The 13,702-nt window shown below is 65.5% G+C and carries 10 protein-coding genes; 6 read left to right on the top strand and 4 right to left on the bottom strand.

The window, feature by feature from the left end; translation table 11 throughout:
• Positions 1 to 45: 45 nt before the first annotated feature.
• Positions 46 to 1,704 (bottom strand): methyl-accepting chemotaxis protein, encoded by a 1,659-nt coding sequence (locus ACEUCR_RS10255; RefSeq protein ID WP_392442162.1) that lies wholly within the window; start codon positions 1,702 to 1,704, stop codon positions 46 to 48.
• A gap of 294 nt (positions 1,705 to 1,998) precedes the next feature.
• Here ACEUCR_RS10255 and ACEUCR_RS10260 point away from each other — a divergent pair, with 294 nt between their 5' ends.
• The 6 genes from ACEUCR_RS10260 to ACEUCR_RS10285 all read left to right on the top strand — a co-directional run bounded on the left by ACEUCR_RS10260 (position 1,999) and on the right by ACEUCR_RS10285 (position 10,988).
• Positions 1,999 to 3,855, top strand: coding sequence for a M3 family metallopeptidase (locus tag ACEUCR_RS10260; protein ID WP_408789912.1), 1,857 nt, complete (start codon positions 1,999 to 2,001; stop codon positions 3,853 to 3,855).
• A 589-nt stretch (positions 3,856 to 4,444) separates the two neighbouring features.
• Positions 4,445 to 6,829, top strand: coding sequence for a poly-beta-1,6 N-acetyl-D-glucosamine export porin PgaA (gene pgaA, locus ACEUCR_RS10265; protein WP_408789915.1), 2,385 nt, complete (start codon positions 4,445 to 4,447; stop codon positions 6,827 to 6,829).
• Complete coding sequence (gene pgaB, locus ACEUCR_RS10270) at positions 6,829 to 8,775, top strand: poly-beta-1,6-N-acetyl-D-glucosamine N-deacetylase PgaB (RefSeq protein ID WP_408789917.1); 1,947 nt, start codon at positions 6,829 to 6,831, stop codon at positions 8,773 to 8,775. Before pgaA ends, pgaB begins: the two co-directional genes overlap by 1 nt.
• Positions 8,772 to 10,022 (top strand): poly-beta-1,6-N-acetyl-D-glucosamine synthase, encoded by a 1,251-nt coding sequence (gene pgaC, locus ACEUCR_RS10275; protein WP_408789920.1) that lies wholly within the window; start codon positions 8,772 to 8,774, stop codon positions 10,020 to 10,022. The genes pgaB and pgaC overlap by 4 nt, the downstream gene beginning before the upstream one ends.
• Positions 10,009 to 10,311 (top strand): hypothetical protein, encoded by a 303-nt coding sequence (locus ACEUCR_RS10280; RefSeq protein ID WP_041998121.1) that lies wholly within the window; start codon positions 10,009 to 10,011, stop codon positions 10,309 to 10,311. Before pgaC ends, ACEUCR_RS10280 begins: the two co-directional genes overlap by 14 nt.
• 197 nt (positions 10,312 to 10,508) lie before the next feature.
• The gene (locus ACEUCR_RS10285) at positions 10,509 to 10,988 is read left to right on the top strand and encodes a L,D-transpeptidase family protein (protein WP_111874005.1); all 480 of its coding nucleotides are present in this window, start codon (positions 10,509 to 10,511) and stop codon (positions 10,986 to 10,988) included.
• Positions 10,989 to 11,053: 65 nt separating this feature from the next.
• On the opposite strand, the gene ACEUCR_RS10290 is transcribed toward ACEUCR_RS10285, so the two are convergent.
• From ACEUCR_RS10290 to ACEUCR_RS10300, 3 genes are read right to left on the bottom strand one after another with little or no spacing between them, the layout of a single operon-like run.
• A complete protein-coding gene (locus ACEUCR_RS10290; RefSeq protein ID WP_408747106.1) occupies positions 11,054 to 11,503 on the bottom strand; it encodes an ion channel in 450 nt (149 codons plus the stop codon).
• A complete protein-coding gene (locus ACEUCR_RS10295) occupies positions 11,500 to 12,525 on the bottom strand; it encodes a DUF2955 domain-containing protein (protein ID WP_392442141.1) in 1,026 nt (341 codons plus the stop codon). Before ACEUCR_RS10295 ends, ACEUCR_RS10290 begins: the two co-directional genes overlap by 4 nt.
• 34 nt (positions 12,526 to 12,559) lie before the next feature.
• Positions 12,560 to 13,687: an HlyD family secretion protein gene (locus ACEUCR_RS10300; protein ID WP_408789923.1), complete on the bottom strand. Its 1,128-nt coding sequence runs from the start codon at positions 13,685 to 13,687 to the stop codon at positions 12,560 to 12,562.
• Positions 13,688 to 13,702 lie beyond the last annotated feature (15 nt).

The raw sequence follows: 13,702 nt of genomic DNA on the forward strand, positions 1-13,702 counted from the left end.
GGCGGTGGGGCGGGACGTGCGCTGACGCGCAGCGGCGCTGGCGGATCAGGCGTGCTGGCGAGTGTGCTCCGGCGCCTGATCCGCTGAGATGGCGCTGCCAAGCCGGAAGGCCGCCAGTCGCTCGTCCAGGCTGCGCGACAGTCCGGCCAGCAGCTCGCTCTCCTGGGCCAGCTGGGAGGCGGCCTGGGACATCTCGAGCGCCGAGTCATTGATGCCGCTGACGTTGCGGTTCATGTCTTCCGCCACCATGCTCTGCTGCTCCGCCGCCGTGGCTATCTGGGTCGCCATGTCGCTCACGTGCTGGATGTGACTGACGATGAGGGAGAGATCCTGCCCCGCCTTCTCGGACTGACCGACGCTGCTCTCCGCCAGCTTGCGGCTGGTGTCCATGGCACTGGCGGCGGTGACCGCCCGCTGCTGCAACTGGGTGATGGTGCTCTGGATCTCCTCGGTGGAGTGGCGGGTACGGCTGGCCAGCTGGCGCACCTCGTCGGCCACCACGGCAAAACCGCGGCCCTGCTCGCCGGCCCGGGCCGCCTCGATGGCGGCGTTGAGGGCCAGCAGGTTGGTCTGATCCGAGATGGCGCTGATGACGGCGGTCACTTCCCCTATCTGCATCACCCCCTCCTTGAGGCGATTGACCTGATGGGTGGCCTGCTCCACCTCGGTGGCCAGGGTCTGGATGCCGTGTACGCTGGCGTGGACGTCTTCGTTGCCGAGCCCGGCCTCGTTGGTGGCGTCCTGGGTGTCGCGGGCCGTGTTCTCGGCATGACCCGCCACATCCGAGATGGTGGCGCTCATCTCGTTCATGGCGGTGGCGAGCTGGGCCAGCTGATCCCGCTGGCTGTTGACCGCCTGATTGGTCTGCTCGGCGGAGGCGGCGATGCGCAGGGCGGCGTCCGCCACGTTGCGGGCTCCCTGGCTCGCCTCCAGCAGGGCGCGGCGGATGGCATCCAGTCCCTGGTTGGTGGAGTGGGCGACGGTTCCCAGCTCATCCTTGCCGTGCACGGGTATGTTGACCACCAGATCCCCGGCCGCTACCCGGGCCATGGCCTTGTTGATGGCCGCCAGCGGGTTGACGATGGAGCGGCTGATGGCCAGGCCCAGCAGCCCCATCAGCAGGATCACCAGCAGGGTGGCCCCTCCCATCAGCTCATACTGGGACCAGATGGTGGCTTCTATGTCCTGCAGCAGGAGGCCGGACCCCAGGATCCAGCCCCAGGGCTGATAGCCGGCCACCAGGGTCATCTTCTGGGCCGTCTCCCCGGTGGGAGAGCGCCACTGGTATTCCAGCCGACCCTGCCGGCCGCCCTTGCCGAGATCCACCATGCGCAGCCAATGGGCTTCGGCGGCGACGCCGGGCTCGCCCATCGGCCGTCCGACCAGCTCGGGCTTGGCGGGATGCACCACCACATGGCGGTTTTCGTCCAGCACGAACAGATAGTTGTCGCCATCGAAGCGCATGCTGTCGAGCATGGCCTTGGCCTGGGCCTGTGCTTCCGAGGCGGGGAGGGTGGCGGCCAGGGTCTGGATCCGGCTCATGGCCAGATCCAGCACCGCCTGCAATCTGGCTTCCCGCTCGCTCATCAGGTTGCGATGCAGGGCACTGGCGGAGATGAGCAGCAGTGCGAGGAAACCGAGCAATGCCACTGAGAGCAGCAGCATCAATTTGCGACTCACTGCGATATCACCGAGCTTGAACATAGTCTTTTCCTTGTCTCTCGTGCGGGTCTGTTGATGGCCGGTCAACGAGCTGGCCTTGATTGTTTCATGCTTATATTTATTTAACTTTCATATGGTTGTGATAACTAGTATCCATTTGGGTTTTTTGGCAGCCAGTATAGCTAGCAGACATCAACCCTGGCTTTTGGTAGCGTGATCTGGCGCATCCCGGCGCATCATTGTTCGACTCTATTTGCAAGAAATGTGAATGAGTTGGCATTTCACCAAAAAAGGAAGTGGGCGCCCCGAGGGGGACCCCATCACAAGAGGGAATTTATGAGTTCCATTGCCAGGAATTACTTGAACCAGCTCAACGCCGACTACCTGAAGGTACACAGGCGCAAGGAGGACCTTTTCTGGTCCACCTACATGGGCACCAGCGACGATCAGGCCGGGTTCACCGCCGCCGAACAGGCCTACAAGGCGTTCTGTGCCGATCCTGCCCGCCTGCCGGTGCTGCGGCAGATGCAGGCCCAGGCCGAGGAGGCGGATCTGAGGCGCGGCCTGGCCGGCTGGGCTGCCTTCTTCGAGTGCAACGTCATCGAAGATCCGGCCGCCGCCGCCCTGATGGACGAGCTGGTGGCCGCCGAGGCGGATCTCTTCGCCCGTCGCAAGGGGCTCAAGCTCACCCTGCTGGACGAGCAGGGCCGCCAGGTGCCCGGCAGCCTGCCCGCCGCCAGCACGGCGCTGGCCGCAAGTGCGGACGAGGCGGTGCGCCAGAGCGCGCTCGCCATGTTCCACTCCCTGGAGCAGTGGGTGGTCGACAATGGCTTTCTCGAGGTGGTGGCGCTGCGCAACCGCTTCGCCCGTGCCATGGGTTATCGCGACTACTTCGACTACAAGGTGCACAAGAACGAGCAGATGAGCCCGGCCCAGCTGTTTGCCATTCTCGACGACTTCATCGCCCGCACCGATGATCGGCTGCACCAGAGTCTGGAAGAGCTGAAGGCTGCCAAGGGGGAAGCGGCCCTGCTGCCCCACAACCTGCGCTACAGCGTGAGTGGCGACGTGACCCGCCAGCTCGATCCTTACGTACCCTTCTCCCGGGCGCTGAAGGATTGGGTCCAGAGCTTCCGTCGCCTCGGCATCCAGTACCGCGGTGCCACCCTCACCCTGGATCTGCTGACCCGGGAGGGGAAATACGAGAACGGCTTCTGTCACGGCCCGGTGCCGAGCTTCTGGCAGGAGGGGGAGTGGGTCCCGGCTGTGGTCAATTTCACCAGTCTGGCGGATCCTGCCCAGGTGGGCAGCGGCTGGAGCGGCCTCAACACCCTGTTCCACGAGGGGGGTCACGCGGCGCATTTTGCCAACGTCACCGGCAATGCCCCCTGCTTCTCCCAGGAGTTTCCCCCCACCTCCATGGCCTATGCCGAGACCCAGTCCATGTTCTGCGACAGCCTGCTGGACGACGCGGACTGGCTCAAACGCTACGCCAGAAACGGAGCGGGGGAGGCGATCCATGACGCGCTCATCCAGGCCATGATAGAAGCGCGCCAGCCATTTCGCGCCTTCAACGAGCGCCAGATAGCCCTGGTGGCCTACTTCGAGCGGGATCTCTACGCCATGGCAGAGAGCGAGCGCACCCCAGGCGCCGTGCTGGCGCTGGCCCGCAAGTGGGAGCGCCGGATCCTGGGGGTGGAGAGCCCGCGCCCGCTGCTGGCCATTCCGCACCTCCTGAATCAGGAGTCGGCCTGCGCCTATCACGGCTACCTGCTGGCGCTGATGGCGGTGGAGCAGACCCGCGCCTACTTCCTTGAGCGCGACGGCTACCTCACCGACAACCCGCGCATCGGGCCGGATCTGGCCGCCCACTACTGGGGGCCGGGCAACGGCATGACCCACGACGAGACGCTCAGGAGCCTCACTGGCGAGGGCTTCAGCGCGGCGGCGCTGGCAGAGGCGTGCAATCGGAGCGTGGCGCAGGCGTGGCAGCAGGCCCAGGCGTGCATGGCGGCGGCGCACCAGCGCCCACCGGCTGGGGAAGGCACGCCCCTCGACGCCCAGATCCGAGTGGTGCACGGGGCCGAGCTCATCGCCGACAACAGCGAATCCGAGGCCCGCATGCTGGCGGATTTCGAGGCCTGGATCCGGCGCCTGGAGGCGCAGCAGAGGGCCGAGCCGACCCGGGCCTGAGCCCTGGCATGACAGCCATAAAAAGAGCCCCGAAAGGGGCTCTTTTTTTGGGGCGTTGCGGCTCCTGGCTGGTATCCACAGTGGAGAGGAAAGGGGGTCTCTTTGCTTGCCTCGGGACTGCCGGGGCTGGCCGACATGCTGTGACCCGGTGGCGACATCGGATGTCGCGCCGAGAACGGGGCAATTTGTTAATTCATAAGGGAAATAATCTACCCAGGTTGCGCGGGGTGACGACGAGGAGGCGGCCCTCATCCAAAGGGGGCCGCCTCCTCTCCCTGCTCCGTTCATTTTTTCTAGCGTGAAATTACTTGGCCCCATCCGCCGGGCCTGCTCTCCCCTCCCTTGGTGTCGCCGTTGACTATTTCTCGGTCAGACCCAGAATCGGCCCTCTCGCCACCCCCGACGCGAGTCGGGTTCGGAAAGTCGCAGGTCTCATGTCATGAGACGGCTGGACCGCACATACGAAGGGCGGGCCCCGCCTTTCACCCTTAATTCCCGAGCATCATCGCCACCCTGAGCCGGTCGCCCCTAGGCGTGTCCGTTTGCTCAGTCGGGCGAGTCTCGCTATGAAACCGGGTGTATGTTGCGAATGAATCGCTTTGTTTATCTATTCGTGTTGTTGCCTGGCCTGGTCCAGGCCGGTTCCCTCGATCGGGAGAGGGAGGCCTGGGTGATCCAGGCCCGCCAGGGTCAGCTGGCCCAGGCTGCCGCCGGGCTCGACGCCCTCTATCGGCGCAGCGGGGATGGCCGGGTGCTCGACGATCTCATCGCCGTGCAGATCTGGCGTCAGGATCGTGCAGCGGCCCTGGCCAGCTGTGAGCCGTGCGAATTCAAACCCATCTCCAATGACTCCCTCGAAACCCTGGCCAGGGCGGCCCGGGATCTGGGGCGCTACCCTCTGGCGATCAGCTATTACCGTATCCTGCAGGGGCGTGATCCCGCCAACCGCAACGGCTGGCTCGGGCTGTTTCTCACCGCCAGCGATCAGGGCAACCAGGAGCTGGCCCGCCGCACCGCAGAGGAATATGACGCCAGATTTGGCCGCGATCGTGCCATCCTCGATGCCCGCATCTATGCCGCTCGCCGGGCCGAGGACCCCATGGGAGAGCTGCTGGCGCGCCAGCAGTGGCTGGCGCTGGAACCAGGTAACGGTGAGCAGGTGCTGGCTCTCTACCGGGTGGCGGTGAGCCTGGGTGCCGGTCCCGCCGCCGTGGATCTGATGGACCGTTATCCTGAGCTGTTCACCGCGGTCGACCGGCTCTGGCTCGATTACTACCAGGCGGTCAACCTGCTGCGGATCTCGACCCGGCTTGCCGATCCGGCGCAGGCCCGCGATGCCCTGACTCGCACCCTGGCCTTGCAAGAGGGGATCCTGGCCCGGGCTCCTCGCGATCACCAGCTCTACCTCAGTGCACGCCGGGATGCGGTGGTGACCCTGGTGGCCCTCGGCGAGTTTGCCCGGGCCGAACAGGCGTCTGCCGCGCTGCAGGCCGAGGGGCCGTTGCCCGACTATGTGCTGGAGGCCCGCGCCGATGCCCTGGCCGGGCTGGGGCGGGTGGATGAGGCGTCCGATCTCTACGAGGCGCTGGCGACCCCGGCGCGAGCCAGGGACAAGGCGCTGCTGGAGAAGCGCTTCTACGCCTATTCGGACGGCGAGCGTTATGGCGCCGCCCAGGGGCTGCTGGCCGGTTGGCAGGAGCCGCCGACCCGCTGGGATTTTACCGGCAACATGCGCATGGCCAACGACGACTACGAGAAGGTGTTGCAGCTGAACACCCTGCTGCAGGCCTGGCGTGGTGAAGCGGACGCGGCACAGAGACAACTGGAAGGGTGGCTGGACAGTGCGCCTGCCAACCCCTGGCTCTGGCTGCAACTGGGGGATATCCGCCGCTGGCGCGGCCACCCCGATGGGGCCGAACAGGCTTACCGAGAGGCGATGCGCTGGTTGCCCCCCGGGCGCAGCGAACAGGCCGAGCCGGGTCGCCTCAACGCCTTGATCGACAAGGGCGAGTGGCGGGGCACGGCGCAGGCGGTGCGCGACCTCGGCAACCTGACCCGGGATCGGCAGGCATTGCAGCAGCGCCTGGCGCTGGAGCAGGCCCCCCGCTTTGTCGCCGACCTGAGCCATGGTCGCAACGAAGGGGGCTCGGTGCAGGCCAGCCGGGACTGGCGCTACGACAGCCGTCTCTACAGCTCCCGCAGCGACGGCGGCGATCGGTTGTTTGTCCGGCGCCAGGGCGGCTTTGGCGAATTTGACGGGCAGCCCGAGCGCGCCGCCTATACCGGGCTCGGGGCCGAGCTCTCTTTCTATCCGCTGCAACTCACCCTGGAAGGGGGAGTGGGCAGCGAGCTCAATGACAGAGGCTATCTGTGGAGCCGCCTCGACTGGCGGCTGGGGGATCACTGGAACCTGGGCGCCGCCATCAATCTCAACAGCGCCGATACCCCGCTGCGGGCACTGGCCCGGGGTGACTACGCCGATCAATATCAGCTGGATCTTGGCTGGCGCCAGGACGAGACCCGGGAGGCCGGGCTGCGGCTGGAGCGGATGGACATAGAGGATGGCAACCGCCGGCTGACCGCCTCCGGCTGGCTGCGTCAGGATCTCTGGCGCCGGGATCGCTGGTGGTTCGACGGCACCCTGCGGGCAGCCAGCTCCCGCAACGAGGCGGTCGAGGCGGATTACTTCAATCCGCTCAGTGACCGCAACCTGGAGCTGGAGCTGGCGGGGCGCTACCGGCTGCCGCTGGATGGGCGGCGCGCCCTGCAGCAGAGCCTGGTCATGAGCGGCAATCGCTACTGGCAGCAGGGCTATGGCGGCGATCAGGGCTGGCAGCTCAGCTACCGCCACGACTGGATACTCTCCCCCGCCCTCAGCCTGGGCTATGGCCTGGGCCGCCGTCAGGCCATCTACGACGGCAACCCCGAGTTCGGAAATTTCATCTTCGCCAATCTGCAATGGAGTTTCATGTGATGAGACGCTGGCTTGCGCCCCTCTTTCTGCTGTTGTCCCTGCTGCCATCCCTCGGCCAGGCGGCCCGGCAACCCGATGATTATGTGGTGCTCTGCTACCACGACATCGTCGATCTGAAATTGACCCCCAACCTCAAGCTCTATCCCCAGACCATACGGCGCGACACCCTGATCCGCCACTTCAACTGGATCAGGCAGCAGGGCTATCAGCCGGTCAGCTTCCAGCAGATCCTGGATGCCAAGGCGGGCAAGGCACCACTGCCGGAGAAGGCGATCCTGCTCAGCTTCGACGATGGCTACGAGAGCTTCTACCGCCTGGTCTATCCCCTGCTCAAGCTCTACCGCTATCCGGCGGTCTTCGCCCTGGTGGGCAGCTGGCTGGAGGTGCCTGACGACAAGATGGTGCCCTACGGCAATGACAAGCTGCCGCGCAGCTACTTTGTCGGCTGGCCGCAGATCCGCGAGATGCAGGCGTCCGGGCTGGTGGAGATAGCCTCCCACACCTTCGCCTCCCATTACGGGTTGCTGGCCAATCCCCAGGGCAATGTGCAGCCGGCGATGACCACGGCTGGCTGGAGCCAGCAGGGCTACGAGACCATGGCCGACTACCGGGCGCGGATCAAGGCCGACCTCGACGCCTCGGCCAGCCAGCTGAAGGCGCAGACCGGCCGCGCACCGCGGATCCTGGTCTGGCCCTACGGTGCCTTCAACCAGACGGCGCTGGATCTGGCCAGTGCAGCCGGCATGCCCTACACCTTCACCCTGGCCGAAGGGACGAACAGGGTGAGCGACGCCGGGGGCAGGGTGCGTCGCTACCTGCTGGAGGAGGAGACCAGCCTGGAGACCCTGGACGAGATCATGGGGGGCAATACCTGGACGCGGCAGGTGGAGCGACTGGTGCACGTGGATCTGGATTATGTCTACGACCCGGATCCCCGCCAGATGAACAAGAACATCGATCTGCTGCTGGATCGGATCAAGGGTTACGGCATCACCACCGTCTACCTGCAGGCTTATGCCGATGACAACGGCGACGGGGTGGCGGAGGCGCTCTACTTCCCCAATCGTCACATGCCGGTCAAGGCGGATCTCTTCAACCGGGTGGCCTGGCAGCTCAAGACCCGGGCCGGGGTCAAGGTGTATGCCTGGATGCCGGTGCTGGCCTACGACCTGGGGCCGGGTCACGCCTATGTCACCGACAGCCGTACCGGTGCCCCCGCCGAGGGGCAGTATCTGCGGCTCTCTCCCTGGGATCCAGACAGCCGGCAGCGGGTGCTGGATATCTACGAGGATCTCGGCTTCTACACCAAGTTCGACGGCCTGCTGTTTCACGACGACGCCTTCCTCGGCGACTACGAGGGGCCCATGACCCTGGCGCGCACCCCGGATGCGCTGCAGGCGCAAGGGGAGCAAAAGACCGACCTGCTGATCGATTTTACCCTGGCGCTGCGGGATGCCGCGGCCCGCTATCGTCAGGGGGGCGCCGACGGTCTCAAAACGGCCCGCAACATCTATGCAGCCCTGGTGACGGAGCCGCACTCCCAGCAGTGGTTCGCCCAGAGCATGGCGGCGTTCGCCAAGGCCTATGACTACACCGCCGTGATGGCCATGCCCTACATGGAGCAGGCGGACAATCCCGACCAGTGGCTGGCCAAGCTGGCGGTGGATGCGCTGGCGCAGGTGCCGGCCGAGCGGCTGGTGTTCGAGCTGCAGAGTCGCAACTGGCGCACCGGGCAACCCATCCCGGATGCCGAGCTGGCGCGCTGGATGCAGATCATCCGGCGCGAGGGGGTCAACAACTTCGGCTACTACCCGGATGATTTTCTGAGCAATCAGCCGGATCCCGCCGTCCTCAAGCCAGTCTTCTCGGTGCAGACCCAGCCACGAGCTGTCCAGCTGCCATCGGCTCCCACCGGCTCGGCGGCGCAGACGGGGGTGACGCGGTGAGCGACTTTCTCTCCGGGGTGGCTGTCTTTACCCTGGCCTACCCCAGCCTGATGGCCCTGGTGTGGATGTGTGGCGGCCTCTATTACTACTTCCAGTGGGAGCGGCGGGATCTGGCCCTGGCCAGGCGCGGCCTGGTGCTGCCCCGCTATCCCAAGGTGACCCTGATGGTGCCCTGTTACAACGAGGGGGCCAACGTGGAGGAGACCATAGGCCACCTGCTGCGCCAGCGTTACCCCGACTTCGAGGTGCTGGCCATCAATGACGGCAGCCGGGATGACACGGGCGCGCGGCTGGATCGGCTGGCGGCGCAGGATACGCGCCTGTGCGTGCTCCATCAGCGCAATCAGGGCAAGGCGATGGCCCTCAACAACGGCCTCAAGGTGGCCAAGGGGGAGATACTGGTGGGTATAGACGGGGATGCTGTGCTCGACCATGACGCCGTGGCCTGGATGGTGAAGCACTTTCTCGACAGCGCCAAGGTCGGCGCCGTCACCGGCAATCCCAGGGTGCGTACCCGCTCCACCATCATCGGCAAGATCCAGACCGGCGAGTTCAGCTCCATCATTGGCCTCATCAAGCGGGCCCAGCGCATCTACGGCACCGTCTTCACCGTCTCCGGGGTAGTGGTGGCGTTTCGCCGCTCGGCGCTGGAGGCGGTGGGGGGCTGGAGCACCGACATGGTGACCGAGGACATCGACATCAGCTGGAAGTTGCAGCTGGCGGGTTGGCTCATTCATTACCAGCCCCAGGCTTTGTGCTGGGTGCTGATGCCAGAGACGGTGCGTGGCCTCTACAAGCAGCGGCTGCGCTGGGCCCAGGGCGGGGCCGAGGTGATGCTGCGCCATGGCCCCCAGGCGCTGCGTTGGCGCAACCGTCGCTTCTGGCTGTTGCTGCTCGAATATGCGGCCAGCGTGCTCTGGTGCTATGCCATGGTGCTGCTGGCGCTGATCTGGCTGGCCGCGCCGGATCTGCATGCCCTGGGGGAGGGGCACTTCTTCGCCTGGTCCGGGGTCCTGATGACCAGCATCTGCCTGCTGCAATTCGGGGTCAGCATCTTCATCGACCATCACTATGACAAGAGCATGGCCCGCAGCTTCATCTGGTGCGTCTGGTATCCGCTGGTTTACTGGTTGCTCAATCTGGTGACGGTGATCGTCGCCGTGCCCAAGGCGGTGCTGCGTCGCCGCGGCCAGCTGGCCGTCTGGGAAAGCCCCGACAGAGGAGAGTCCTTCCGTGACAAGAAATAAGTTTGCCAACGAGATGATCATTCGCAACGGTGGCCGTTGCAGCTGGCGCTACAGGGTGCGGGATCTGCTGATCCTGCTGCTGACCTGGGGGGGCTGGTTGCTGCTGGCGCTGCAGCCCTGGTTCAACTACCTCGGCAGTGGCAGCGAGGTGAGCTTCATCGGCTCCCTCGACTGGCTGGCCCTGGGTCAGCTGTTCCTGGCGCTGGTCCTGGGACTGTTTCTGCTGATCCATACCTGGGCCAGGTACAACAAGTGGATCCATCTGCTGGTGCGGCGGCGGACGCTCTGAGGGGGGGCTGGCTACCCATCTGATTTGATTGTGGTTTCCAATCTGGGGGTGGGAAATGGACTCGGTATGGCGCCAGATATGTTTCGCTGGGTATATTGAGTATTGATGGCGATCCAATATCATGGCGCTCGCCGCCAAGGGGCGGCATTCAGATGACCTGTATCAGGAGCCCGCTCAGAGGCTCGTCGAGGGATGGAATGAGAGCCGTAATCTTGTGTGTACTGGGCCTGTGGCCCGCATTGAGTTTCGCCAGTCTGGGCATGAGCGCGGACATGGTGGTCGTGAACAAGTCCTCCTACAGCCTGAGCCTGATGAAGGATGGCAAGGAGCTGAAACGCTACTGGATCGCCCTGGGGCCGGCGCCCAAGGGTCACAAGCAGCGGGAGGGGGATCAGCGTACTCCAGAGGGGCGCTACACCCTGGATTACAAGAAGAGTGATTCCAGCTTCTATCGGGCCATCCACATCAACTACCCGAACCTGGACGACATCAAGACCGCCAACGAGCTCGGGGTCAGGCCGGGGGGCATGATCATGATCCACGGCCAGCGCAACGGCAACGGCTCCAGCCTGCAACCGTCCAACTGGACCAATGGTTGCATCGCCTTGCTCAACAAGGACATGGACGAGGTGTGGGACGCCATCGAACCTGGCACCCCCATCGTCATCCACCCCTGACGGGATCGATTCAGACAGCAAAACGGCAGGCCCTGGGCCTGCCGTTTTGCTTGCTGGCGGGGGCCTCACCCTGGCCGGTGCATCCTGTCATTGAGCTGGGACTTGATCAGCGCCTGCAATACCGCCATCAGCGCCGCCCCCGTCATGGCGAACATCAGGACCCCGTTGGCCGCCTCCAGAGGGCCCAGCAGTTTCCAGTGAGTGCTCATCACTATGTCGCCATAGCCGAGGGAGGTGAAGTTGACCCCGGAGTGGTAGACGGCTTCATAGAGCAGCTCGAACTCCCCCAGGCCGAGAAACAGCAGGCCCCAGAGCATGATCTGGGCGAAGTTGCCCAGCATCAGCAGCACCATGACCACCAGCAGGGGGCCGACCCCGCGACCGAGCCGCCCCGGGTTGGGATTGTTGTGCACCTGCCTGATATAGAAGCGCACCGCCCGAAAGGTGAGGGCGGCTTGCAGGGCGAGGCAGACCAGCATGGTGGGCAGGCCCACCAGAAGATTCATCAGCATCATGGCATCGTCTCATGGTTGGCAGAAAGTGAGTGTGGCCGGCGCATCCGCCAGCGTTCCAGTGCCCAGATGGCCGCCCAGGCGTAGCCTGCCACCAGCAAAAACAGGCCGAGCCTGAACAGGGACGCTTGCAGCACATCCTTGCCGTTGGCGCTGTCCTGAATGGCCGGGCCCAGCAGTATCATCATGGTCAGCAGGGCGTTGCTCCAGAAGGAAGGGGCGACCCGGCTCCCCTTGACTCGAAACAGCCGCACGCCCAGCCAGAGGCTGGCGGCCATGATCCACAGCATCAGCATCCACAGATTGGGCCAGAGGGCGAGCCCGGACCAGGCGATGGCGGCCACCAGGGCGCCCACCAGGGTCGAGCCTATCAGCTCCTTGCCGGCGTGGCGGGCCTGGGTGGTGCAGGCTTGCTGCCCGAGCGCCACCGTCTTCATGATGGCGGCCAGGTAGTGGCCGGGATCCTGCAAGGCCAGCACCAGCACGGGCAGCACTATGATTACGGCCCGCAGCGCGACCCAGGTGGCGTTTTGCGGGCTGAGATAGACGGGTTTGGCAACGGGCTCCCCATCGGGGAAGAGATGGTGTGAAATGGTGCCGATGAAGGCCCCCAGCAGGACCCCGATCGCCAGGGCCTGGATCACCACGAAGGCGAGGGCCTGCTCCGCTACCCCGGCCACAGGGACCAGGGTGAAGGTGATGACCAGCAGGGTCAGCAGGGGGTTGCCGCTCTTGAGGCCGAGGTAGAAGAGACCATACAGCACCAGGGCGATCAGCAGCAGGGCGCTGACCCCATAGTGCTGCAGCAGGGGCACCATCAGCACGCCGCCGCCCATCAGCAAGGTGAGGACGCCGGCCATCAGCAGCCCCTTGAGGGGAGGCAGGGGCGGACCCGGCCTGCACAGCAGCAGTATCACCACCAGGCAGCTGAGGTGAGGCAGGGGCCAGGCCAGGCCATAGGTCACCATGACGCTGAGGCCCAGCCCCAGGGTGAGGCGCAGCACCGCCTTGTCGGCCTTGTGCATCAGAGTGTTGCTCCGTCTCGCATGGGCTCGCCGCTCAATAGAAGTAGGAGAGCAGGCTCATCAGCCTGATGAAACCGGCCCCCAGAGCGTTCATCAGCCAATGCTCCCCGCTGTAGACCAGTACCTCGGCCTGGCCGCCGACCCGGATCCCCCGCACATCCTTGAGCTCATCCTGATCGAACGCGATGGCGACCGGGAAGCGCTGGGCCTGGCGCAGCCAGTCCCGGTTGTTCTGCACAGTGGGCAGGCTGCCCGCCGCACTCTGGGAACCCGAGCTGACCCCGTTGCCCAGGCTGCGGATCCTGCCCTTGAACACCCGGCCCGGCATGACGTCGAGCACTATGTCCACCTCATTGCCGGGAGCCAGGTTGCCCAGGTTGTTCTCTGTCATGTCGGCGCTGACCCAGACGTCGTGGATGGCGATGAGGGTCATGGCCGGCGCCCCGGCCGCGGCGAACTGGCCGACGTCGGTGCGCAGGTCGGTCACCAGCCCCCGGGAGGGGGCCAGAACCCGGGTGTTGTCAAGATCCAGCCTGGCCTTCTCGATGGCGGATCGGGCGCTGATGAGCTGGGAGTTGTCATCGCCGCGGTTGCCGGCGGCCTCCCTGGCCTGGATCAGGCTGGCCTCTGCCGCCTTCACCTGGCTCTGGGCCTGCACCCGGGTGGCCCGGGCGACCTCGAGCCGGCGCACCGAGATGGCCCCCGGATCCTCGGCATAGAGTCGCTCCTGGCGGCTGGCGTCCTGCTCGGCCTTGAGGCGATTGGCCCTGGCGGCCTGCAGGGAGGCCTCGGCGGCGATGACGCCAGCCCCCGCCGCATTGACCGAGCGCAACACGGAGTCATAGTCGGACCTGGCCCGCTGCAGGGCGATCTGATACTGGCTGGGGTCTATCTCGAACAGGGGTTGGCCCTGGGCCACATCCTGATTGTCCTTCACCAGCACCTTCTGCACCTGGCCCGACACCTGGGAGGCGACCGGTACCACGAAGGCCTGGACCCTGGCCTGGGAGCTGTAGGGGGTCAGGCGGTCGGCACTGAAGTACCACAAGAGGCTCAGGCCGATCAGGGCGAGCAGGATCAGGGTGCCGATACGGCTCCCCTTGCCCGGTTGTGGGCTGGGGGCGGGCGGCGTGGCGGCAGGTTGGAGGGTCTCTTGGCTCATGGTCGTCTCGTCATC

The sequence above is a fragment of the Aeromonas bivalvium genome (assembly GCF_046078285.1).
GTDB lineage: Bacteria > Pseudomonadota > Gammaproteobacteria > Enterobacterales > Aeromonadaceae > Aeromonas > Aeromonas bivalvium.